Source organism: Mycobacterium sp. P4_H6 (assembly GCF_056400845.1).
The window spans coordinates 68703-91206 of record NZ_JBFUKN010000013.1; the positions used below are offsets into that span (position 1 = coordinate 68703).

21 protein-coding genes are annotated in these 22504 nt (G+C 69.5%); 6 read left to right on the forward strand and 15 right to left on the reverse strand.

Features of this window, described 5'->3' with window-relative positions:
- Positions 1-48: 48 nt before the first annotated feature.
- The 5 genes from AC1DTF_RS07840 to AC1DTF_RS07860 are packed head-to-tail and all read left to right on the forward strand — an operon-like array spanning position 49 to position 5685.
- Positions 49-1719, forward strand: coding sequence for a sensor histidine kinase (locus tag AC1DTF_RS07840; protein WP_057166620.1), 1671 nt, complete (start codon positions 49-51; stop codon positions 1717-1719).
- Positions 1712-2380: a response regulator gene (locus AC1DTF_RS07845; protein ID WP_477473661.1), complete on the forward strand. Its 669-nt coding sequence runs from the start codon at positions 1712-1714 to the stop codon at positions 2378-2380. Before AC1DTF_RS07840 ends, AC1DTF_RS07845 begins: the two co-directional genes overlap by 8 nt.
- Before the next feature lie 55 nt (positions 2381-2435).
- Positions 2436-3665 (forward strand): cytochrome P450, encoded by a 1230-nt coding sequence (locus AC1DTF_RS07850; protein ID WP_477473662.1) that lies wholly within the window; start codon positions 2436-2438, stop codon positions 3663-3665.
- A gap of 46 nt (positions 3666-3711) precedes the next feature.
- Positions 3712-4947: a serine hydrolase domain-containing protein gene (locus AC1DTF_RS07855; RefSeq protein WP_477473663.1), complete on the forward strand. Its 1236-nt coding sequence runs from the start codon at positions 3712-3714 to the stop codon at positions 4945-4947.
- 9 nt (positions 4948-4956) lie between these two features.
- Positions 4957-5685 carry a type 1 glutamine amidotransferase gene (locus tag AC1DTF_RS07860; RefSeq protein WP_156409112.1) on the forward strand — a complete coding sequence of 243 codons (729 nt, stop codon included), beginning with the start codon at positions 4957-4959 and terminating at the stop codon, positions 5683-5685.
- Here the strand turns inward: AC1DTF_RS07860 and AC1DTF_RS07865 are convergent.
- Complete coding sequence (locus AC1DTF_RS07865; protein WP_057166623.1) at positions 5664-7004, reverse strand: TIGR01777 family oxidoreductase; 1341 nt, start codon at positions 7002-7004, stop codon at positions 5664-5666. The two genes, AC1DTF_RS07860 and AC1DTF_RS07865, sit on opposite strands and share 22 nt — an antisense overlap.
- Positions 7005-7055: 51 nt before the next feature.
- Between AC1DTF_RS07865 and AC1DTF_RS07870 the strand changes: the two genes are divergently transcribed.
- A complete protein-coding gene (locus AC1DTF_RS07870) occupies positions 7056-7703 on the forward strand; it encodes a phosphoribosyltransferase (protein WP_235570945.1) in 648 nt (215 codons plus the stop codon).
- Here the strand turns inward: AC1DTF_RS07870 and AC1DTF_RS07875 are convergent.
- The 14 genes from AC1DTF_RS07875 to AC1DTF_RS07940 form a co-directional block, all read right to left on the reverse strand.
- Entirely contained in the window at positions 7700-8074 is a 375-nt protein-coding gene (locus tag AC1DTF_RS07875; protein WP_057166624.1) for a hypothetical protein, read from the reverse strand. The two genes, AC1DTF_RS07870 and AC1DTF_RS07875, sit on opposite strands and share 4 nt — an antisense overlap.
- A gap of 28 nt (positions 8075-8102) precedes the next feature.
- Complete coding sequence (gene wag31 / locus AC1DTF_RS07880; protein WP_057166625.1) at positions 8103-8933, reverse strand: DivIVA-like cell division protein Wag31; 831 nt, start codon at positions 8931-8933, stop codon at positions 8103-8105.
- Positions 8934-9097: 164 nt separating this feature from the next.
- Complete coding sequence (locus tag AC1DTF_RS07885; RefSeq protein WP_057166626.1) at positions 9098-9400, reverse strand: YggT family protein; 303 nt, start codon at positions 9398-9400, stop codon at positions 9098-9100.
- A gap of 146 nt (positions 9401-9546) precedes the next feature.
- Positions 9547-10191, reverse strand: a complete 645-nt coding sequence (locus AC1DTF_RS07890) for a cell division protein SepF (protein ID WP_057166627.1) — start codon at positions 10189-10191, stop codon at positions 9547-9549.
- 64 nt (positions 10192-10255) lie between these two features.
- Positions 10256-10996 carry a YggS family pyridoxal phosphate-dependent enzyme gene (locus AC1DTF_RS07895; protein ID WP_057166628.1) on the reverse strand — a complete coding sequence of 247 codons (741 nt, stop codon included), beginning with the start codon at positions 10994-10996 and terminating at the stop codon, positions 10256-10258.
- Positions 10993-11700, reverse strand: a complete 708-nt coding sequence (gene pgeF / locus AC1DTF_RS07900; protein WP_477473664.1) for a peptidoglycan editing factor PgeF — start codon at positions 11698-11700, stop codon at positions 10993-10995. Before pgeF ends, AC1DTF_RS07895 begins: the two co-directional genes overlap by 4 nt.
- Before the next feature lie 6 nt (positions 11701-11706).
- Positions 11707-12858: a cell division protein FtsZ gene (ftsZ, locus tag AC1DTF_RS07905; protein ID WP_057166630.1), complete on the reverse strand. Its 1152-nt coding sequence runs from the start codon at positions 12856-12858 to the stop codon at positions 11707-11709.
- Positions 12859-13063: 205 nt separating this feature from the next.
- The gene (locus AC1DTF_RS07910; RefSeq protein ID WP_477473665.1) at positions 13064-14026 is read right to left on the reverse strand and encodes a cell division protein FtsQ/DivIB; all 963 of its coding nucleotides are present in this window, start codon (positions 14024-14026) and stop codon (positions 13064-13066) included.
- Positions 14027-15418, reverse strand: a complete 1392-nt coding sequence (gene murC / locus AC1DTF_RS07915; RefSeq protein WP_477473676.1) for a UDP-N-acetylmuramate--L-alanine ligase — start codon at positions 15416-15418, stop codon at positions 14027-14029.
- A 32-nt stretch (positions 15419-15450) separates the two neighbouring features.
- Positions 15451-16515: an undecaprenyldiphospho-muramoylpentapeptide beta-N-acetylglucosaminyltransferase gene (gene murG, locus AC1DTF_RS07920; RefSeq protein ID WP_477473677.1), complete on the reverse strand. Its 1065-nt coding sequence runs from the start codon at positions 16513-16515 to the stop codon at positions 15451-15453.
- 56 nt (positions 16516-16571) lie between these two features.
- Positions 16572-18149: a putative lipid II flippase FtsW gene (ftsW, locus tag AC1DTF_RS07925; RefSeq protein ID WP_477473666.1), complete on the reverse strand. Its 1578-nt coding sequence runs from the start codon at positions 18147-18149 to the stop codon at positions 16572-16574.
- Positions 18150-18402: 253 nt separating this feature from the next.
- Positions 18403-19482 (reverse strand): phospho-N-acetylmuramoyl-pentapeptide-transferase, encoded by a 1080-nt coding sequence (mraY, locus tag AC1DTF_RS07930; RefSeq protein ID WP_477473667.1) that lies wholly within the window; start codon positions 19480-19482, stop codon positions 18403-18405.
- A 2-nt stretch (positions 19483-19484) separates the two neighbouring features.
- A complete protein-coding gene (locus AC1DTF_RS07935; RefSeq protein ID WP_477473668.1) occupies positions 19485-20984 on the reverse strand; it encodes a UDP-N-acetylmuramoyl-tripeptide--D-alanyl-D-alanine ligase in 1500 nt (499 codons plus the stop codon).
- Positions 20981-22495 carry a UDP-N-acetylmuramoyl-L-alanyl-D-glutamate--2,6-diaminopimelate ligase gene (locus AC1DTF_RS07940; protein WP_057166636.1) on the reverse strand — a complete coding sequence of 505 codons (1515 nt, stop codon included), beginning with the start codon at positions 22493-22495 and terminating at the stop codon, positions 20981-20983. Before AC1DTF_RS07940 ends, AC1DTF_RS07935 begins: the two co-directional genes overlap by 4 nt.
- Between the last annotated feature and the right edge of the window lie 9 nt (positions 22496-22504).

Below are 22504 nucleotides of genomic sequence, written 5' to 3' on the forward strand. Positions count from 1 at the left end.
TGTGATGCTCAGCAATACTGGACCCCGGCAGTGACTCAGGTCACTGATATGGACGCAAAGGAAGTATTGGTCATTAAGAACACGAGCTGGAGCCGCAGCCTCGCCGGGCAGTTCCTGGCGTTTCAGCTGGTCGTCGTGGCGGTGGTGCTCGTCGCCGTGGCCGCGGTGTCGGTGGCGCAGTCGACCAGCGAGTTCCGCGAGGTGCGCGGTCTGCGGATGATCGCCGTCGCCGAGAACATGGCGTCGACCCCGATCGTGCGGGACCGGTTCTCCGACCCGTTCGCCGAGAAGTTTCTGGCGCCCGAGGTCGACCGGGCGGTGGCGCTGTCCGGCGCGAGCCTGGCCGAGATCCTCGGCCCCGACGGCACGGTGCGGGCCTCCTCGGATCCGTCCCGCATCGGGGCGCAGACCGATCTGGGTCCCAGCCGGGCCGACGAGGGCCGGGCCTGGTTCGGTGACGCCGACGTGGCCGGGGTACACAGCCTCATCGGGCAGGTCCCGATCCTGTCCAGCGACGGCGAGGTGCTGGCGGTCGCCTCGGTCAGCGAGGGCTATCCCTCGGTGTGGCAGCTTTTCAGCGGCGCCGGCGAACGCCTGCTCATCTATCTGGGGCTGGGCGCCGTGCTCGGGATGGTGGCCTCGTGGTTGTTGTCGCGGCGGATCAAGCGGCACACCCGCGGACTGGAGGTCGCCGAGATCGCCGGCCTGGCCGATCATCGGGAAGCACTGCTGCACAGCATCCGGGAGGGGGTGGTGGCGGTGAACACCGACGGGGAGATCACGGTGCTCAACGACAGCGCCCAGGAATTGCTGGGGGTCGGGGCCGACACCGTCGGCCGGCGCGCCGACGACATCGGCCTGGAGCAGGCCGTGGTGGATTTCCTGCTCTCCGGCGAAGGCGAGAATGATGTGGTGATCGCCACCGGCAGCCGGGTGCTGGCGCTCAACCGGCGCGCGGCCAGCAGCCAAGGCCGACGTATCGGTACGGTGACCACGATGCGCGACAGCACCGAACTGGCGGCCCTGCAGGCACAGTTGTCCTCCCACCGCAGTGTGACCGATACCCTTCGAGCCCAGACCCATGAGTTCGCCAATCAACTGCACACCATCTCCGGGCTGGTCCAGCTGGGCGAGTTCGACGCGGTGCACGACCTGGTGGGCACCCTGACCCGGCGCCGCGCCGAGATCAACGATGCTGTCACCCAACGGGTTTCCGACCCGGCGGTGGCGGCACTGCTGATCGCCAAGACATCGCTGGCCGCCGAGAGCGGGGTGACCCTGACGCTGGACAACGACAGCCATCTGCGCGCGCTGCCGCCGGCGCTGGCCACCGACGCGATCACCGTGCTGGGCAATCTGATCGACAATGCCGTCGACGTCTCGGTGGGCTCCGAGCGCGCCCAGGTCACCGTCCGCGTCGATGACGCCGACGGCCTGCTGATGGCGGTGACCGATTCGGGTCCCGGTGTGCCGCAGGAGCTTCGGGAACTGGTGTTCGCCCGCGGTGTCACCTCCAAGCCCGAGGGCCCGGGTGGGCCGGCAGAGAAACGCGGTATCGGGCTGGCCCTGGTTCGGCTGGTGACCGCCCAGCACGGCGGGCACGCCGAGATCGACGACGCACCCGGCGGCGGGGCGTCGTTCGTGGTGCGGTTGCCGGAGTCGGCACTGGCGGCGGGGCGAGCGGAGCGACGCGGAAGCAGCGAGTCAGCCCGTGCGTGATGTGCTGATCGTCGACGACGATTTCATGGTGGCCGAGATCCACCGCCGCTTCGTGGAGCGCATCGAGGGCTTCCAGCCGGTGGCGGTGGCCCGCACCGGCGCGGAAGCGCTCGCGGCGGCAGCAGCTCACCGTCCGCAGCTGATCCTGCTGGATGTGTACCTGCCCGATATGACGGGTCTGGAGGTGCTGCACCGGCTGCGCGCCGAAGGCGATCGCGTCGGCGTCATCATGATCACCGCCGCCCGCGAACTCGACACCGTCCGAGGCGCGCTCGACGGCGGCGCGGCCGACTATCTGATCAAACCGTTCGAGTTCGACCAGTTGGCGGCCAAGCTGGCCGCGTTCGCAGCCCGCGCCGACGCGCTGGCCTCCGACCGAGGGGCGGACCAGTCGATGATCGACGCACTGTTCGGCGGCCCCACCGCCGCTGCCGCACCGGACGCCCTGCCCAAGGGGCTGGGCGCCGAGACGGGACGGTTGGTGCTCGACGCGGTACGCACGGCCGACGAGGTGTCGGCCGCCGAATGCGCCGACCTGGTCGGTATCTCACGGGTGAGCGCCCGGCGCTACCTGGAGCATTATCTGGCCGCCGGGGTGCTGGAACTGCGTCTGCAGTACGGGGCGGGCCGCCCGGAGCGCCGTTACCGCACCGCGGGCTGAAACCGGGTACCGCTCTACTCGGTCGTTCCCGGTCCCGGGGATCCACACTGGGCCCATGACTGCTGCCGATACCACCGGCCGCGACGTCTTCGACGCCGATCTGCCGACCCTGAGCTACGAACAGTTGCCGAGTTCCGCGGCAGCGCACGCCGCGATCGGTGCCGCGCACCGACAGGCGCCGATCGCCATCGGCGCGCACGGGCCGGAGATCCTGGACTACAACCTGGTGCGCGCGGTGCTGCGCGATGACCGGTTCCGGGTGCCCGAGGGGCTGTTCCTGGCCAACCAGGGCATCACCTCGGGCCCGCTGTGGGATCGCGCGATCAGCAACCTGCTCAGCCTCAACGGGGCCCCGCACACCCGACTGCGCAAGCTGGTGGCGCGGGCGTTCACCCCGAAATCGGCGGCCCGGCTACGCCCCATCTGCGTCGAGGTCATCAACGATCTGATCGCCCGGACCGATGCCGGTCGCTGCGATATGGTCGCCGACATCGCCAGGCAGTACCCGATCCCGATCATCTGCGCGCTGCTGGGCGCACCCCGCGAGGACTGGGGACTGTTCTCCGCGTGGACCGATGACATCTTCAAGATGTTCAGTTGGAATCTCGGCGACCAGGCACCGGTCGTGGAACGCGCCTGGGATGCGCTGGACGGCTATGTGGACGCCATGGTGCACCGACGCACGGAGACGCTCACCGATGACCTGTTGTCGGATCTGATCCGCGCCGAATGCGACGGTGACCGGCTGACCCACACCGAGCTGCTGATGCTGGCCGGCGGCATCCTGATCGCAGGCACCGACACCACCCGCAATCAGCTCGCGGCCGCGGTGCAGGTGCTGTGCGAGCATCCCCAGCAGTGGTCGCTGCTGGCGGGCCATCCGGAACTGGCCGCGCACGCCGTCGAAGAACTCATGCGCCACACACCGGTGGTCTTCAGCACCATCCGCGAGACCCTGCAGGATGTCGAACTGGCCGGCTACCTCATCCCGGCAGGCACCCTCGTGGTGGCCAATACCGCTGCCGCCAACCGGGATCCGGCCATCTACCCCGAGCCGGACAGGCTCGACATCACCAGGGAGGGCGCGCCGGCCATGCTGACCTTCGGCGGCGGCGTGCACTACTGCCTGGGCGTGCATCTGGCCCGGCTCGAGCTGGTGGAGGCATTGGTGGCCATCACCCAGGCCATGCCGGACGCACACATCGTCGGCGCGGTGCCGTGGCGTCCGCTCACCGGTATCAGCGGCCCGGCCGCCCTGCCCATGGAGTACGCCCTCGCCGGGTGACAACCATAAGCCGATGCTGCAGGCAGCGGTGTGCCACGATCCGCGGATGACGGCTACCCGGCGTGCCCTCGGGGCACTGCTCACCCTTGTCGTGTTGACCGGGTGCTCGGCAGGGGCGGGCGAATCACCCGGCCCGGCGCGCAACGATCCCGCCGTGGCCGACGCGGTGACCCGCATCGTGGAGACGGTGATGGCCCGGGGCCACCTCAAGGCCGTCATCATCCGGGTCACCGAGGACGGACAGGAGGTCCTGACCCGCGCCTTCGGTGAGTCCATGACGGGCGTGCCCGCCACCCCCACCATGCACTTCCGCAACGGCGCGGTGGCGATCTCCTATGTGGCCACGTTGCTGCTGAAGCTGGTCGAGCAGGGCACGGTGAGCCTCGATGACACGCTGTCGACCTGGCTGCCCGACACCCCGCACGCCGACCAGGCGACCCTGGGCCAGCTCGCCCAGATGACCTCCGGGTACGCCGACTACGTGATCGGTAACGAGGAATTTCAGAAAGCCTTCTACGACAATCCCTTCCGACGATGGGAACCCGAGGATCTGCTGCGGTTCGCGACCGCCAAGCCGCTGCACTACCCGCCCGGCACCAACTGGAATTACGCCCACACCAACTACGTGCTGCTCGGGCTGGCACTGGAGAAGGCGACCGGGCGCGCTATGGCGGACCTGCTCGACGATGAGGTGCTCGGCCCGCTCGGACTGACGAACACCGCCAACTCGTTCACCGCCGAGATTCCCGCGCCCGCGCTGCACGCCTTCACCTCCGAGCGCCGGGAGACGCTCGGCATTGCCAGCGGCACAGCGTTTTACGAGGAATCCACCTTCTGGAACCCGTCCTGGACGATCACACACGGAGCCGTGCAGACCACGAACATCTACGACATGGAAGCCGGCGCCGCCGCCATCGGCTCGGGCAGGCTGCTGACCCGCGAGTCCTATCAGACGATGACCGCACCGGACCTGCGCGGAAAGACCACAACCCTGCCGGGCTGCCCCACCTGCGCGCCGCAGACCGAGGGCTACACCTACGGGCTCGGCATCGTCATCTCCGGTGGCTGGCTGCTGCAGAACCCGTTGTTCGCCGGGCAGGCCGGCGTCGCCGCGTACCTGCCTTCGAAGAAGATCGCGATCGCCATCGCGCTCACCTATCTGCCCGACGCGTTCGACGACACCGGCGGCTACCCCAACGAGGCCGAGACGCTGTTCCGCACGGTGGGCGCCGAGCTCGCTCCCGACGACGCTCCCCCGACACCACCGGGTACTCCGAAGTAGATTTGTCGGGTGGCACCGACAGTTCTGTTCCTCTACAACGACCCCATCGCGACCGAGGCGATGCTCGGCGAGGCATTCACCGACGCCGGCTACGACGTGCAGACCTTCGAAGTCGTGCCGTTGTCGCGGACCGCCGACCCGGCGGTGGCCGTCAGCTTTCCCGACCCCACCGCCTTCGACGTCATCGTTCCGCTGGGAGCACGCTGGCCGGTGTACGACGAGGCGCTGAAGTCCACTTGGGTCGGCGCGGAGACCGAACTGGTCCGCGAGGCCGCGGTCGCGGGCATCCCCACCCTCGGCGTCTGCTTCGGCGGGCAGCTGCTGGCGCAGGCCTTCGGCGGCAGTGTCTTCCGCTCGGAGACCCCCGAGATCGGCTGGTACGAACTGGAATCCGATCAGCATGAGGTGATCCCGGCAGGCCCGTGGTTCGAATGGCATTTCGACCGCTGGACGCTACCTCCGGGTGCCACCGAGATCGGGCGGACCCCGGGCGCATCCCAGGCCTTCACACTCGGCCGGTCGGTGGGGTTGCAGTTCCACCCCGAACTGGATCCGGCCCTGCTCGAACTCTGGCTCGATGATGACCGCGAGGCCGGGGAGGCCACGCTGGCCGGCCGCACCCACGACGAATTACGCGCCCGCACAGCCGAATTACACGACGACGCGGCGCGGCGGATCAGACGCCTGGTCCGAGGGTTCCTGACCTATACGGCCCGTCAGCCGTGCCCCAGTTCGTGAGCCAACGCCGCGTCGATGACGGGGCGGCGGAAGGTGTGCCCCAGCCCGTTGAGCTTGGCCGGTATCACCCGCTGATCGGCTTCGGCGAGTTCCTGGGCGCCCTGCGCGCCCAGCAGTAGCTTCGGACCGAAAGAGGGCACCGGAAGCAGCGTCGGCCGGTGCAGCACCCTGCCCAGCGCGGCGGTGTAGTCGTTGTTGCGCACCGGTTCTGGCGCCACGGCGTTCACCGGCCCGGTCAGCCGGTCGTCATACAGCGCGCGATGGTAGACGTCGAGCAGATCGTCGATGCCGATCCAGGACAGCCACTGGGTGCCGCTGCCCAACCGGCCACCCAGACCGGCGGCGAACAGCGGGCGCATCAGTCGCAGGGTGCCGCCGCGCGCCGATTGCACTACACCGGTGCGCACGTTGACGACGCGCAGACCGGCGGCCGCGGCGGGCTCGGTCGCGGCCTCCCAGTCGGCCACCACCTCGGCGAGGAACCCGTCGCCCCGGGTGGCGTCCTCGGTGAGCAGCGAGTCGCCGCACGCGTATCCGTAATAGCCGACGGCCGAGGCACTGACGAAGATCTTCGGGCCGTCGACGACACTCGCAGCGGCCTCGGCGAGCTTGCGGGTGGGCCCGATCCGGCTGTCCCGGATGGCCGCCCGGTGCGAGTCGGTGAACCGCCCCGCGATCGAGGCCCCGGCCAGGTGCACGACGGCGTCCACGCCGGCCAACAGGTCCGGAGCCGGGTTGTCCGGATCCCAGTGGCGCTCATCCGATCCCGCCGGTGTGCCACGCACCAGCCGGATGACCCGGTGAGCACCGGTGCTCAGGAACGCGGTCAGCGCATCACCGACCAGACCGCTGGCGCCGGTCACGGCGATCACCATCGGCGCCAGACCGGCCGCACGGTGCGCGGCGAGGTCCTCGGCCAGCTGGGTGTGCCGGTAAACGAACATCGGGCGCAACGCCGCCGCGGGCACCACCGCGTCGATCCGGTCGTATACCCGGGTGCCGGCGCCCGCCTCGGCGTACTCGTGGGTGTGCCGCCAGGTGCCGATCACCCGGGCCGGCCAGGAGGCCGGGCCGTCGGTGGCGAGCGTGTCGACGAACCGGTGCGGCGGGTCGAACTCCGCGGGTTCGTGCTGGGCCACCCAGCGCAGTCCGCCGGGCAGCCCGAGTATGGCCTGTCCGTCGGCCAGCGAGTCGGTCTCGGCGATCACCGTCATCGGCTGCCACGGCGGTACCAGCCGCCGCATCGCCCCGGGCCGGGTGTGCCAGGCGAAGACCTCGTCAATCGGATGGTCGACGATGCTGTCGTACTCGATACCCATGGACTTCCGTTCCTGGTTGGACCCTGCGGGCCGGGGGGTACCCCAGATCCTGTGAACGAAACGGGCATCCGGTTTCCGAATCGACGCGCAGCGGGGCGCTCGCTGGCCACCGCGCTCGCGCATCACCGCGGCGCGACGGCGACCGTGGTGCTCGGTCTGGCCCGGGGCGGCGTCCCGGTCGGTTTCGAGGTCGCGGCCGCGCTCGGCCTTCCCTTCGATGCCTTTTTGGTCCGCAAGCTCGGCTTGCCGCACTGGCCCGAGCTGGCGATGGGGGCATTGGCCACCGGCGGCGCGGTGGTGCGCAACGCGGATCTGATCCGCAGTCAGGCGATCACCGAGGACCAGCTGCAGGAGGTCATCGAAGCCGAGCGGGTGGAGTTGCGCCGCCGCGAGGCGGCCTACGGTGTCCAGCAGGCACCGGATCTGGCCGGACGCACCGTGATTCTGGTCGACGACGGCATCGCCACCGGCGCGAGCATGCTCGCCGCGGTCCGGGCCGTTCGCGCGGCGGGGGCCGCCGCCGTGGTGGTGGCGGTGCCGGTGGCATCCCGCACGGCATGCCACCTGATCGATGACGAGGTCGACGAGTTGATCTGTGTCGATGCCCCGCCGGACTTCCGCGCGGTGGGGCAGGCCTACGACGATTTCACCCAGACCAGCGACGACGAGGTACGCGCGCTACTGGCCGGACACCGCTAGCTCTTCGGGGTGTCCTCGGGGTCGGGCGAGATCTCGACGGCGCCGCCGGACTCGTTGTCGTTGTCGTCGGCGTCGGTGACCCCGGCGACCTCGGTATCGGCGTCCACGGCCTCGGAGTCGTGGCGATCGGGCTCTGTCACTTCCGGCTCCTCGGGATAGTCCTGGACACCTTGCTCGTCCTCGTCCGCATCGGCGGCATCGACGTCGGGGTCGCCGTCGCGCCGGGAACGCAGCGCATCGGCGATGAGCAACAACACGCCGATGACGCTGGCCCCGATGCAGACCCAGGCGATCAGCTCATTGCTGGTGACGACGGCGGCCACCAGGGCGACCAGACCGATGACAGCAAGAACGAGCGCGATGATCAGCATGGGACGAACTTAACCGGTGCTGAGCCGGTCAGTTGTTACCCCGGTTGAACTGGTTGAAGCCGCCACCCTCGTTACCGGCAGCGGAGTCGACCGGTGCCGCCGAACCACGCTGGCCCAGCTCTTCGAGCTGAGATTCCAGGTAGGTCTTGAGTCGGGTGCGGTACTCGCGCTCGAAGGTGCGCAGCTGCTCGAGGCGACCTTCCAGCACGGTGCGCTGCTGGTTGATGGTGCCCATGATCTCGGAGTGCTTGCGCTCGGCGTCGGCCTGCAGGGCGTCGGCCTTCTCCTGCGCCTGACGCAACTGCGTCTCGGAGCGGGTCTGGGCATCGGACAGCAGGGCGTCGGCCTTGGCGCGAGCGTCCGCCACAGTCGTCTCGGCGGTGCTGCGCGCCTCGCTGACCAGGGCGTCGGCCTGGGCGCGGGCATCGGCGAGCAGCTTGTCCGACTCGGCCTTGGCCGTGCCGGTCAGGCGGTCCGCGGTGTCCTGGGCCAGGCTGAGCACCTTGGCCGCCCGCAGATGCGAATCTTCGGAGACCGGGGCCTGCTGCGCCACCGGTGCGACGGGCGCGGGGGCCTCGTACACCGGCTGGACCGGCTCGGGCTCCGGCTCGGGCTGCGGGGCCTGATAGGGCGGGATCGTCTGAGTCGCCTGGATGCCGCCGCCGGAACGTGCACCGGCCAGCTCCGAGTCGAGCTCGGACACCCGCTGACGCAGGTCGGCATTCTCCTCGATGAGCCTGGTCAGCTCGTTCTCGACCAGGTCGAGGAAGGCGTCTACCTCGTCCTCGTTGTAGCCGCGCTTGCCGATCGGCGGCTTACTGAATGCGACGTTGTGAACGTCGGCTGGAGTGAGCGGCATTGTCTGCCCCCTTGAAGTCTGGACCGTCAACCGGTTTCGAAGTGTAGAGCGTCAGTAGAAGTAACTGGCGTCCATCCTGTCACAGCAGACTCTACGGTTGCACCGGAGGCTCATAATTAAGAGCGAATTTCAATGTTCGGGGTGACTTGCGGGGACGATCGCGGTCAGATCGTGGCGCTGGCAGCGGCACCGAATGCCAGCTGCATCCCGATGAACGCGACCAGCAACAACACCATGATCGACAGATCGAATCGCACCGCGCCGATGGTGAGCTGCGGGATGATCCGGCGCAGCAGCTTCACCGGCGGATCGGTGACGCTGAGGATGAGCTCGAGCACCACCACGGTGGCACCCTTCGGCTGCCAGTCACGACTGAACGACCGGATGAATTCGACAACGACCCGGGCGATCAGCAGCAGCCAGAAGACGAACAGCACAAAACCCAGGATTTGAAAGACCATCGACAACTGAAGCCGACCTCACTACTGCATACACAGACGGGCAGGTACTAGGGACATTGAGCAGATGGGACGAGCATGCGATCCCAGGACGTCAGCCTACCTGGCGGGCTGAGACGACCCGAGAGACGCAGCGTCGCCACTGCTGATGGCCTCTACTGGTAGGAGTAGAAGCCCGCTTCGGCGATTCGGCGGCGCTCGTCGGCGCTGACGTCGATATCGGCAGGCGAGAGCAGGAAGACCTTGGTGGCGACCTTGTCGAAGGAGCCGCGCAGCGCGAACGCCAGGCCGGCGGCGAAGTCGACCAGCCGCTTGGCGTCGGCGTTGTCCATTGACACCAGGTCCATGATCACCGGGGTGCCGTCGCGGAAACGCTCACCGATGGTGCGTGCCTCGCTGTAATCCTTGGGACGCAGCGTGGTGATCTTGGCGAGCGGGCTACCGGCCTCGAACAGTTCGGCCATCCGGCGCGGTTCCATGGCAAGCGCGCCACGGGTCGGCGCGCCTGCGAAACGCGGTGCCGGGCGGTCGAACTCACGCGGTGCGCGCAGCCGGCCCTCGAAGCGCGGGGCATCGCCGTAGCCGCCGCGGTACGCGCCGGGGACGTCCTCGTACTCGCGGGCCGGAACCCGGTCGTCGAACGCCCGGGGCTCGCGGCCGTAACCCTCGTCCTCGAAACGCTCTTCGGCGCCGCGCCGCGGGTACGCACGCGGCCCACGCTCGTCGTCGTAGTACTCATCGTCGTAATCGTCCATCGGCGCCATACCGAAGTAGGCCTTGACCTTGTGCAGAGTGCTCATCGCCTGCCCCTTTAACGACTTGTGTCTGTGTTGTCTGTGATGAAGATGTGACTGGAGTGACTACTCAGGGTGACGTTAGAGGACGTTGCCCCATCAACGCGGTTCCGACACGCACACACGTGGATCCGTATCGCACGGCCGTCTCCATATCCCCCGACATCCCCGCCGAAAGCCCCAGCGGATGGGTGAAAGACCGCTGTACCCGGTCGCGTTCGGCCTGCAGCCGCGCGAACGCGTCCTCGGCTTCCCAGTTCAGCGGTGGGATACCCATCAACCCCGCGAACTCCAGTGCGTCGATGGCATGTGTTGCGGCACATAGCTCGTCGATCAGGTCCGGCTTGTTCACATCCACCCCGCCACGATCGGGATCGCCGTCGAGACTGATCTGCAGATAGACCCGTAGCGGCCGGGTGCGCCCTCCGCCGTCCAGCTCCTGCTCGGCGCCTCCGCCGAGCGCGGCGATCAGCCGGGCACTGTCCACCGAATGTGCGGCATAGGCCCAGCGGGCAATCGCGCGCGCCTTGTTGCGCTGGATGTGGCCGACCATGTGCCAGCGGATCTCGTCGGAGGGAAACGCGGAGCGCAGATCGGCGACCTTGCGGGCGGCTTCCTGCTCCCGCGACTCGCCGAACTCGGTACAGCCCAATCGCCGCAGGATGACGACATCGGAGGCGGGGAAGAACTTCGTGATCGGGAGCAGGTCGATATCGCGCACCGGTCGGCCGGCGGCCTCGGCGGCATGGGCCAGCCGGGTCCGCACCGCGGCCAGCGACCCGGCCAGTTCGACATCGCGGTGAGTGCTCATTCCATCCACACCAAGGACGCCATGCGCCCGGTCGGAGCATCGCGTCGATGACTGAACAGTGCGGCGTCCTCGACGGTGCAGCGGCGATCGATATCGATGGAGGTGACGCCCAGCTTCGTGAGTTGCCGGGCGAGCCCGGCGCGGATGTCCAGGCCGGGGGTGCCCTTGGCGGTGCGGCAGCGACTGCCCGGCAGTACGGCATCCACCTCGGCGGCCATCTCCGCGGGCACCTCATAGTTACGCCCGCTCACCGCGGGACCCAACAGCACCGAGATATCGGCGACGGAAGCGCCCGCCTTCACCATTTCCTCCACGGTGCGGGGCACGATCCCGATCTGGGCCCCCACCCGGCCCGCGTGCGCGGCGCCGATGACCCCGGCTCGCGCATCGGCCAGCAGCACCGGGACACAGTCCGCGGTCACCACGGCCAGCGCCAGCCCGCGGGTGGTGCTCACCAGCGCATCGGTCTGGTCGACGACGGCGTCTTGCGGGCCGTCGACCACCACGACATTGGCCGAATGCACCTGATTCATCCAGACCACGGCGTCCTCGGCCAGACCGATCGCGGTCGCCAACCGTTTCCGGTTGGCCGCCACCGCGGCCGGGTCATCGCCGACGTGGTCGCCGAGATTGAATGTGTCGAACGGACGTGCCGATACTCCGCCCGCGCGGGTGGTGGTCACGCGCCGAACCCGAACGGGCACGACGGATCAGTGGCGCATGAACGGCGGCACGTCGACGTCGTCGTCGGAGATGCCACCGTCGTCCGGACCGCCGATCTTCACCGTCGCGCCGTTGGTGTGCACCGGGACCGACATGGCGTCGGCGGGCTCGAACACGCTGGAGCGCACCTTGCCGGCCGTACCGGGAGTCACGCCGGCGGCGCCTTCACCGACAACGGGTTTGCGGCTGGGGCCCGTGGTGTCGAATCCGGCGGCGATGACGGTGACCCGGACCTCGTCGCCCAGGGAGTCGTCGATCACGGTGCCGAAGATGATGTTGGCCTCGGCGTGGGCGGCTTCCTGCACCAGCGAGGCGGCCTCGTTGATCTCGAACAGTCCGAGGTCGCTGCCACCGGCCACCGACAGCAGCACGCCCTGCGCGCCCTCCATCGAGGCTTCCAGCAGCGGGGAGTTGATGGCGATCTCGGCGGCCTTGAGCGCGCGTCCGTCTCCGCGGGCCGAGCCGATACCCATCAAGGCAGTGCCCGCGCCACTCATCACACCCTTGACGTCGGCGAAGTCGACGTTGATCAGACCGGGGGTGGTGATCAGGTCGGTGATGCCCTGGACGCCGTTGAGCAGCACCTCGTCGGCGCTGCGGAACGCGTCCATCAGCGAGACGGCGGCGTCGCCCATCTGCAGCAGCCGGTCATTGGGGATGACGATCAGGGTGTCGCAGCTTTCGCGCAGCGCGGTGATCCCGGTCTCGGCCTGGTTGGACCGGCGCTTGCCCTCGAAGGAGAACGGCCGCGTCACGACGCCGACGGTCAACGCACCCATCTTGCGCGCAATGCTGGCGACCACGGGTGCGCCACCGGTGCCGGTGCCGCCGCCCTCTCCTGCGGTCACGAAGACCATGTCCGCGCCGCGGATCAGTTCCTCGATATCGTCCTTGGCGTCTTCGGCGGCCTTGCGGCCGACCTCGGGGTCGGCGCCGGCGCCAAGGCCACGGGTGGAGTCGCGACCGACGTCGAGCTTGACGTCGGCATCGCTCATCAACAACGCCTGAGCGTCGGTGTTGATGGCAATGAACTCCACTCCCTTCAGGCCTTGTTCGATCATCCGGTTGACGGCGTTGACGCCGCCGCCGCCGATGCCGACCACCTTGATAACGGCGAGGTAGTTATGCGGGGGGGTCATCGCGGGTCGCCCTTTCCTGCCCTGAAGTATCGATGTCGGTGTGCGAAACCCTCAACCTCAACCATAGGCTTAGAGTTATGTCAAGTAGTTCCGCGCAAACAGAACGGTAGGGCGACCCGGCGCAGGAACACTGCAGGCGCGCCGACACGACGCGACAATTTCTCTGGCTCTGCGCGCCGTGTCCTCTTGCCGCGCGCGGCGTGTCCTACTTGACGGTCGGCAGATCCGGGCTGGAGACGTCGTAGACCTGCCCGGGCTGGGTGAGCAGCGCCGCCAACTTGAGCGCCTTCTCCTGGGTGCGATCGGTGGTGCCCCACACCACTTTCCGGCCGTCAAACAGGATCAGTGTGATCGCCGCCACCGAGGGCGCCTCGACCCGGCTCACCTGACCCGCCACCTCCGGCGGCAGTGAGGTGAGCACCTCGAGGGCCGCCTCGGTCGCCGGATTGTTGGGCCCCGGTGCCTCGGTGTCGATATAGGGCAGGCCGGGCGGCGGCGGGGCGGTCACGAAATCGACGCCGTCCTTGTCGAACAGGTGCGGACCGTCGGGATAGTCCTTGACCACCAACGGAATCCGCTCCTCGACGGTGATACGCAGCGTCGAGGGGTACTCGCGCTGCACCCGGGCGCTGGCCACCCGCCGGATGGAGGCCACCCGCTCGGCCACCGCGTCGGTGTCGACCTGCAGCAGGGGTGTCCCCGACGGCACGGCCGCGGCCTGCCGGATCTCCTCCTCGGTGAGGGCGGTGAGGCCGGTGACCACGGTCGCGCGCGCCGACATGATCGGCGTGAAGTACAGCAGCAGGCCGGCACCGACGATCAGCACGGCGAGCAATGCCGACCACATCAGCACCTTCAGACCGCGGATCACCCCGCGACTGTTCGGTGCCGGCTGCTCCTCGGTGCGCCCGAAGGCGCGCCGCTTGGCCTCGCGACGGTTCTGCTCGATGGCCATGGCGCGTGCCTGCGCGGTGCGGCGTTCCTCGCGTTCCCGCCGGGCGCGGCGGCGCGGCCCCTCGAAGTCCTCGTCGGGCTCGGCGCCCTGCTCGGGAGACTCGGTGTCCGCCGCGGGCGGGGCGTCCTCGACGGGCGCTGCCGTCTCGTCGGCGGCTACCCCGTCAGCCGAGGTGGTTTCGGGCTCGTCCTGCCCGTCGGCCGGGCCGGTCATCTAGCGCGCCGCCCGGTCGGCACGCGCAGTCACGGCGTCCAGGATCTCGCGGCCCAGCAGGGTGACATCGCCGGCGCCCATCGTCACCACCACGTCACCCGGTCCGGCAGCGGCCGCTACCTTCTCGGCGACCGCCGAGAAATCCGGCACGTAGTGCACCGGCACGCTGACATGCTCGGCGATGCTGCGCCCGCTGATCCCGGCGATCGGCTGCTCGCGCGCGGCGAAGACGTCCAACACGAACACCTCATCGGCCGCACTCAGCGCGGCGCCGAACTCGCGCGCGAAAGTCTGTGTGCGCGAATACAGATGCGGTTGGAAGACGACGATGGCGCGGCCCTGTGATTCGGCGGCCAGCGCGCGCACCGCGGACAATGCGGCCGACACCTTCGTCGGATGATGGGCGTAATCGTCGAACACCTTGACCTCGGCCGCCACACCGACCAGTTCGAACCGGCGACGCACACCCTCGAACTCGGCCAGGGCATCGAGCACGACGTCGGGATCGGCGCCGGCCTGCATCGCGGCCAGTAGCGCGCCCAGCGCATTGAGCGCCATGTGCCGGCCGGGCACCGACAACCGCATGGTCCGCGGGCCGCTCTCCCCCGCCAACTGCACCGTCGCCACCGCGCTGGTGCCGTGTTGCTCCCAGTCCAGCAGGGCTCCGGCCAGATCATCGCCGGTACTGCCGTAACGCAGCACCCGGATCCCCAGGGCCGCAGTGCGTCCGGCGAGTGCGGCGGCGCCCGGATCATCCACACAGGCAACCAGGGCGCCGCCGGGCGTCAGGCGCTCCATGAAGGCGTCGAACACGTCGACATATGCCTGCTCGCTGCCGAAGAAGTCCAGATGGTCGGCCTCGATATTGGTCACCACGGCGATGTCGGGCTGGTACTGCACCAGCGATCCGTCGCTCTCGTCGGCCTCGGCGACGAAATAGGCGCCGCTGCCGTGATGCGCGTTGGTACCGGCCGCGCCGAGATCCCCGCCGACGGCGAACGACGGGTCGAATCCGCTGTGCTGCAACGCCACGATCAGCATCGAGGTCGTGGTCGTCTTGCCGGCCGTCCCGGTGACCATCAGCGTGGTGTCACCGGCCATCAGTTTGGCCAGCACCACCGGGCGCAGGATCACCGGGATACCCCGGCGGCGCGCCTCGACGAGTTCGGGATTGGTCTTCGGGATCGCCGCGTGCGTGGTCACCACCGCGGTCGGACCGCCGTCGAGCATGTCCAGCGCCGAACCGTCGTGCCCGATCCGGATCACGGCGCCCCGGGCCCGCAGCGCCGCGACACCCCGGGACTCCTTGGCATCCGAGCCCGAGACCTGCCCCCCGCGGTCGAGCAGGATCCGGGCGATACCGGACATCCCGGCACCGCCGATGCCCACCATGTGCACGCGCTGAAGCTCCGGCGGTAACCCTTTCACCGCACTGACTTTCGGTTCGCGCGGTACTGGCGCGCCACCTCCAGCGCCACCTCGGCCACCCGGCGGGCGGCGTCGCGGTGCCCGGCCAGCGCGGCGGCCGCCGTCATCTGCTGCAGGCGGTCGGGATCGGCCAGCACCGAGGCCACGGTGTCGGCGATCAGGGACGGTGACAGGTCGGCGTCATCGATCAGCAGACCGCCGCCGGCGTCGACCACCGGCAGCGCATTGAGGCGTTGTTCGCCGTTGCCGATGGGCAGTGGGACGTAGACAGCGGGCAGGCCGATGGCGCTGACCTCGGCCACCGTCATCGCGCCCGACCGGCAGATGGCCAGATCGGCGGCGGCGTAGGCCAGGTCCATCCGGTCCAGGTAGGGCACCGCGACATAGGGCGGCCCCGAAGGTTCGGGCAGCTCGAGGGTGTTTTTCGGACCATGTGCGTGCAGCACCGAAATACCCTTGGCGGCAAGTGCGCCCGCCGCGCCGGAGACCGCACGGTTGATCGACTGCGCGCCCTGGGATCCCCCGAACACCAGCAGCACGCGGGCGTCCTCGGCGAAGCCGAACGCGGCTCGCGCCTGCGCGCGCAGGGCGGCGCGGTCCAGTGCGGTGATGCTGGCGCGCACCGGCACCCCGACCACCTCGACGGCCCCGAGGCCCGGATCCGGTGTCGCGGCCAGCACGCGCTGCGCGGAACGCGCGCCCAGGCGGTTGGCCCAGCCGGCGCTGGCGTTGGCCTCGTGGATCACCACGGGCACCCGGGACCGGCGCAGGCCGGGCCGGGCGGCGAGGTAGGCGGGCACCGAGACGTAGCCGCCGAAACCGATGACGACGTCGACATCCACCGAGTCGAACACCGCTCTGGTCTGCCGGACCGCGGTGCGCACCCGCAGCGGCAGCCGCAATAGATCGGCCGACGGCTTGCGTGGCAGCGGCACCGGGGTGATGAGCTGCAGGTCGTAGCCGCGCTCAGGGACCAGGCGGGTTTCCAGGCCGCGCGCAGTGCCCAGCGCGRTGATCCGTACCTGTGGGTCCAACTCGGTCAGTGCATCGGCCACGGCCATCGCGGGTTCGACGTGTCCCGCCGTGCCGCCCCCCGCCAGAACGACCGATATCGTGCTCACCCGTAACGCTGACCTTCCAATGACCGGGCACGTCCCTGTTGGCCACGCCCCTGGCGGCCGTTTCGGCCGTCTCCATGATGCCCTGCGCGCCGTGCCGCCCGTTCGCCCGGTTGGGCAGTGCGGCGTGGGTCGGCCGCCGGGGCCTTGCGGGGCTGCTTGGTCTTGGCCTTTGCCGGCGCCTTCTTGACGGCCTTGCCAGGGGTCTTGGCCTCCTTGGTGCGCAGCCGGTCGCGGGCCACTTCGAGGCGGCTGGGCACATACGGCACCGGCGGCGGCAGCCGCAGCAACCTGGTGACGCGGTCATCGCGGCCGGCGCGCAGCGCGGCCACCGCCTCGGGTTCGTGTCTGGCCGCGTTGGTGATCACGCCGAGGATGAGCATCGTTGTCGCCGTGGAGGTGCCGCCGGCGGAGATGAGGGGCAGCTGCAGGCCGGTGACCGGCAGCAGGCCCACCACGTAGCCGACGTTGATGAAGGCCTGACCGATCACCCACAGCGTCACCGTGGCGGTGAGCAGGCGCAGGAACGGATCGGCGGAGCGACGGGCGATCCGCATCCCGGTGTAGGCGAACAGGCCGAACAGGCACAGCACGCCGGCGGCACCGATGTAGCCGAGTTCCTCGCCGATGATGGCGAAGATGAAGTCGTTGTGGGCGTTGGGCAGGTAGTTGTACTTGGCGGTGCCCTGTCCCAGGCCGTCGCCGAACAATCCGCCGTTGGCCAGCGCGTAGCGGGCTTGGCGGGCCTGGTATCCCGAGCCCTGGCCGTCCGCCATCGGGTTGAGCCAGGATTGCACGCGGGCCGAGCGGTACCCGGCGGACACCGCGAGGATGCCGGCGGCGATCACCGCGCCGGACACCGTGCTGACGAACAACTTCAGCGGCAGACCTGCGTACCAGAGCAGGCCGAGCAGGATGATGCTCAGTGACACCGACTGCCCGAGGTCGGGCTGCATGAAGATCAGGGTCAGCGCCAGCCCCGCGGCGGGCAACAGGGGCACCAGCATCTGGCGCAGCGTCGCCTGCTCCATCCGGCGGGCGGCCAGCAGGTGCGCACCCCAGATGGCGAAGGCCATCTTGGCCAGCTCCGACGGCTGCATGGAAAACCCGCCGAACACGAACCAGCCCCGGGAACCGTTGGCGATCTTGCCGATTCCTGGGATGAGCACCAGGACCAGCAGGATGATGGTGAACACGAACGCGGGCAACGCCAGCCTGCGCATGATCCTGATCGGCATGCGCAGCGCGATGTAGAAGGCCACCAGGCCGACCAGGGTCCACACCACCTGCTTCAGGAACACCGTCCACGGTGAGCCGCCGGAGTCATACGAATAGACCCCCGATGCGGACAGCACCATGATCAGTCCGAGCGTCACCAGGATGGATGCCACCGCGATGATCAGGTGGAACGACGTCATCGGCCGGCTCAGCCAGGCACCGAACCGGGTACGCGGCTGTTCGGCGGCGGCGACGGTGGCGGGTTTCTTGGCGGCGGTCGCCGTGTCGGACGTGGCCTTCGTGTCGGACTTCCCGGGACGGCGCAACCGCGACCGCGCCGCGGTCAGAAAATTGTTCACCCGCCACTCACAAGAGTCACAGGCGTCACGCCAGCCCCAGTAGTCCCCTGCACCCCAGAATCCTCCCCCGTCCCGCGCCGGAGGGCGCGGATATCTGGGGCGTGTCGCGGTAACGGTCCGATTGACGGTGGTCAGCTAATCCGGGAAACGCAAAGCGGCCGCCGTGACGGCGGCAAAAGCAGTCGTTTCAGGTGTCTCGGCGAAATCGCCGCGACTGAGCGGCTAAGCGCCGACGCCGGCCGCACCGCGGCGCCTAAGCGCCGACGATCGAAAGCCATTCGCCGTAGAACAGCGCCACACCCAGACCACACGCGATCGCGGTGAGCAGCCAGAACCGGATGATCACCGTGGTCTCCGCCCAGCCCACCAGTTCGAAGTGGTGGTGGAACGGCGCCATCCGGAACACCCGACGCCCGGTGGTCCGGAACGCCAGGATCTGCACCACCACCGAGGTCACCTCGGCGACGAAGAGCGCACCCAGCACCACGGCCAGGATCTCGGTGCGACTGGTCACCGACAGCCCAGCGATGATGCCGCCCAGCGCCAGCGACCCGGTGTCCCCCATGAAGATCTTGGCCGGGGCCGCGTTCCACCACAGGAAGCCGATGCAGGCGCCCGCCGTCGCGGCGGCCACCAGCGCGAGATCGAGCGGGTCACGCACGTTGTAGCAGCCGAGTCCCGGGCTGGTCGCACACGCATTGCGGTACTGCCAGAAGGTGATGAGCACGTAGGCGGCGCTGACCATCGCCATCGCGCCCGCGGCCAGCCCGTCGAGCCCGTCGGTCAGGTTCACCGCGTTGGACCAGGCGCTGACGAGCACCACCACGAACACCACGAACACCAGCGGGGCCAGCGTGACGGTGGCGATCTCGCGCACATAGGACAGCTGCGCGCTGCCCGGCGTCAACCCCTCGGCATTGCTGAACTGCAGCACCAGCACGCCGAACAGCACCGCAGCGGACAGTTGCCCGACGGTCTTGGCCGTCTTGTTCAGGCCCAGGTTGCGGGACCGGCGGATCTTGATCGAGTCGTCGATGAAGCCGACAATGGCCAGCGCGGTGGCCAGGCCGAGCACCAGCACACCGGAGGCCGAGGGCCCTTCGCCGTCGAAGGCCAGGCCCACCAGGTGGGTGCCCAGGTAACCGGCCCAGATGCCGGTGATGATCGCCACCCCGCCCATCGACGGCGTGCCGCGCTTCTTCTGATGGCTGGGTGGACCGTCCTCACGGATCTCCTGGCCGAATCCCTGCTTGGTGAACAGCCGGATCAGCACCGGCGTCAGGATGATCGACACCGCGAGCGCGATGGCGACCGCGAAAAGGACCTGCTTCACCGCTACTGACCCCCCTGCTCGGCGAGCAGGTCGGCGAGCGCGCCGAGTCCGGCGGCGTTCGAGGCCTTCACAAGTACAACGTCCCCCTCGGCCAGTTCGGCCCTCAGCAAATCCAGTGCGGCGTCGGCGTCGGGAACCAGCACCGCCTCACTGCCCCATGAGCCTTCCATCACCGCCCCCTGGAGCATGGCGTTCATCGGTCTCCCGGTTCCCACGACAATCAGACGAGACACATCTAAGCGCACGGCGAACCTGCCGATGCGATCGTGTTCGGATATCGCGTCGTCCCCGAGTTCGCCCATCTCGCCCAGGACAGCCCAGCTACGCCGTTTTCGGCCGGTGGTCGTGACGGCCTCACGCGCCATCCAGGCCAGCGCTTTCAGCCCGGCCGTCATCGAATCCGGGTTGGCGTTGTAGGCGTCGTTGATGATGGTGACGCCATCGGCGCGGGTGCTGACATGCATCCGGCGCGCCGAGACCGGACCGGCCGCGGCGAGGGCGTCGGCCACCTGCTGCAGGGTCGCCCCGCATTCCAGCGCGACCGCGGCCGCGCACAGCGCGTTGGACACCTGGTGTTCGCCGTGCACGGCCAGCGCGACGTCGACGGCACCGTCGCCGGCGTGCAGCGTGAAGCGCGGGCGCGCCAGCTCGTCCAGGGACTCCGCACTCGACCAGACATCGGCGCCCGAACCGCGTGACACCCGCACCACCCGGGCCCGGGTCTTCTCGGCCATCGCGGCGACCGCCGAGTCGTCGGCGTTGAGCACGACCACCCCGGACTCCGGAACAGCTTGCGGCAGTTCTGATTTGGTCTGCGCAATGACCTCGCGCGAGCCGAACTCGCCGAGATGGGCGGTGCCGACGTTGAGCACCACCCCGATCGACGGTGTCGCGATGGAGGCCAGTGCCGCGATATTGCCGGGATGGCGTGCCGACATCTCCAGGATCAGGAAGTCGGTCTCGGCGGTGGAGCGCAGCACGGTCCACGGATGGCCGAGCTCGTTGTTGAACGAACCCGGTGGGGCCACCACCTCGCCGAGCGGCGCCAGCACCGCAGCAAGCAGATCCTTGGTCGAGGTCTTTCCCGACGACCCGGTGACACCGATGATGCGCAGTCCGCCCGCCACCAACTCGGCGGCCACCGCGGAGGCCAGCTTGGCCAGCGCGGCGAGCACCGCGGCGCCCGACCCGGCCGCGTCATCGTGCTCCAGTGCACCCGACGCGGTGTCGGCGGCCGCCACGGCGGGCACCACGACGGCAGGCACGCCGACCGGGCGGGCGGCGAGCACCGCCACCGCGCCCGAGGCGATGGCCCCGGCCGCGAAATCATGGCCATCGGAGCGGGCGCCCGGCAAGGCCAGGAACAGCCCGCCGGGGGTGACCGCCCGCGAATCGAACTCGACGGTGCCGGTGATCCGGACGGTTTCGGCCTCGGCGGCGGTGATATCGGCCAGCTCGCCACCGACGATCTCGGCGACCCGGGCCAGCGTCATCGCGATCATCGGGTCCGCCCGAGGGCGGTCAGCGCGTCGGCGAGCTCTACCCGATCGTCGAACGGACGGGTGACGCCACCGCTGGTCTGCCCCGATTCGTGGCCCTTTCCGGCGATCAGCACCACATCTCCGGTGCGCGCCCAGGCCACGGCGTGGTCGATGGCCGCGCGGCGGTCCCCGATCTCGACGACCTCGGCGGTCCGGCCGGTGGTACCGGCCAGCACGGCGGCCCGGATGGCCGCCGGGTCCTCATCGCGCGGGTTGTCATCGGTGACGACCACGAGGTCGGCCAGTTCGGCGCCGACCCGGCCCATCGGTTCGCGCTTGCCCACGTCACGATTGCCGCCGGCACCGAACACCACGGCGATCCGGGCGCCGGGCTCCTGGTCGCGCAATGTCTGCAGCACCGCCTCCAGCGCACCCGGCTTATGGGCGTAGTCGACGAGCGCCAGGAAGTCCTGACCGCGGTCGACGATCTCCAGCCGGCCCGGCACCGCCGCGGCACGCAGACCGGGGGCGCTCTGCTCCGGCGACACCCCGACCACGTCGAGCAGTGCCACCGCGAGCAGCGCGTTGGCGATGTTGTAGCGCCCCGGCAGGGCGATCTGCAGGGTGTGGTGCACCCCGGCGGGGTCGACGGCGACGAACTCCTGGCCGCCCTGCCCGACCGCGCGCACCGCGTCGATCCCCCAGTCGGCGTCCGCGCCGCCGGCACTGACCCGCACCGGCGATCGGGACCGCTCCGCGATCTGGCGGCCCCAGTCATCGTCGACGCAGACCACCGCGTGCGCGGCGTGGGTGGGCGCCGCGGGCTCGAACAGCCGGGCCTTGGCGTCCAGGTAGTCCTCCATCGTCGGATGGAAGTCGAGGTGGTCGCGGGAGAGGTTGGTGAAACCGCCGGCCTCGAAGACCGTCCCGTCGACGCGGCCCAGCGTCAACGCATGGCTGGACACCTCCATCACCACGGTGTCCACGCCGCGTTCCAGCATCACCGCCAGCAGCGCCTGCAGGTCGGGGGCCTCCGGTGTGGTCAGTGAGCTGGGCTCGTCGCGTCCGTCGATGCGGATGCCGACGGTGCCGATCAGGCCCACGGTCCGACCGGCGGCCCGCAGGCCCGCCTCGACCAGATAGGTGGTGGTCGTCTTGCCCGACGTTCCGGTGACACCGATGACGCGCAGCGTCCGGGACGGATGACCGTAGACATCGGCGGCGAGCGCGCCGAGCACCGCCCGCGGTTCGGGATGCACCAGCACCGCGGCATCCAGGTCGGCGGGCAGCTGTTCGGCACCGGCCGGATCGGTCAGCACGGCCAGCGCACCGGCGGCCACGGCGTCGGCGGCGAATCGGGCTCCGTGTGCCGATGCCCCCGGTAGCGCGGCGAACAGGTCCCCGGGCCGGACGTCCTGGCTGCGCAGTGTCACACCGGTCACCCGGGTGTGGGCGCTCACCGCGAGCACTCCGATCCGCTCGGCCAGCGGTCCGAGCAGCTCACCGGAGGGTTGGGAGGGACGCAGTTTCATGGCGTTGCC

Coding starts and splice junctions, on each gene's coding strand:
- AC1DTF_RS07940 (WP_057166636.1), bottom strand. CDS start 22,495: ATGAAACTGCGTCCCTCCCAACCCTCCGGTGAGCTGCTCGGACCGCTG.
- AC1DTF_RS07850 (WP_477473662.1), top strand. CDS start 2,436: ATGACTGCTGCCGATACCACCGGCCGCGACGTCTTCGACGCCGATCTG.
- AC1DTF_RS07865 (WP_057166623.1), bottom strand. CDS start 7,004: ATGGGTATCGAGTACGACAGCATCGTCGACCATCCGATTGACGAGGTC.
- ftsZ (WP_057166630.1), bottom strand. CDS start 12,858: ATGACCCCCCCGCATAACTACCTCGCCGTTATCAAGGTGGTCGGCATC.
- AC1DTF_RS07890 (WP_057166627.1), bottom strand. CDS start 10,191: ATGAGCACTCTGCACAAGGTCAAGGCCTACTTCGGTATGGCGCCGATG.
- wag31 (WP_057166625.1), bottom strand. CDS start 8,933: ATGCCGCTCACTCCAGCCGACGTTCACAACGTCGCATTCAGTAAGCCG.
- AC1DTF_RS07910 (WP_477473665.1), bottom strand. CDS start 14,026: ATGACCGGCCCGGCCGACGGGCAGGACGAGCCCGAAACCACCTCGGCT.
- AC1DTF_RS07935 (WP_477473668.1), bottom strand. CDS start 20,984: ATGATCGCGATGACGCTGGCCCGGGTCGCCGAGATCGTCGGTGGCGAG.
- AC1DTF_RS07895 (WP_057166628.1), bottom strand. CDS start 10,996: ATGAGCACTCACCGCGATGTCGAACTGGCCGGGTCGCTGGCCGCGGTG.
- AC1DTF_RS07875 (WP_057166624.1), bottom strand. CDS start 8,074: ATGCTGATCATCGCGCTCGTTCTTGCTGTCATCGGTCTGGTCGCCCTG.
- AC1DTF_RS07855 (WP_477473663.1), top strand. CDS start 3,712: ATGACGGCTACCCGGCGTGCCCTCGGGGCACTGCTCACCCTTGTCGTG.
- AC1DTF_RS07840 (WP_057166620.1), top strand. CDS start 49: ATGGACGCAAAGGAAGTATTGGTCATTAAGAACACGAGCTGGAGCCGC.
- murC (WP_477473676.1), bottom strand. CDS start 15,418: ATGGTGGGCATCGGCGGTGCCGGGATGTCCGGTATCGCCCGGATCCTG.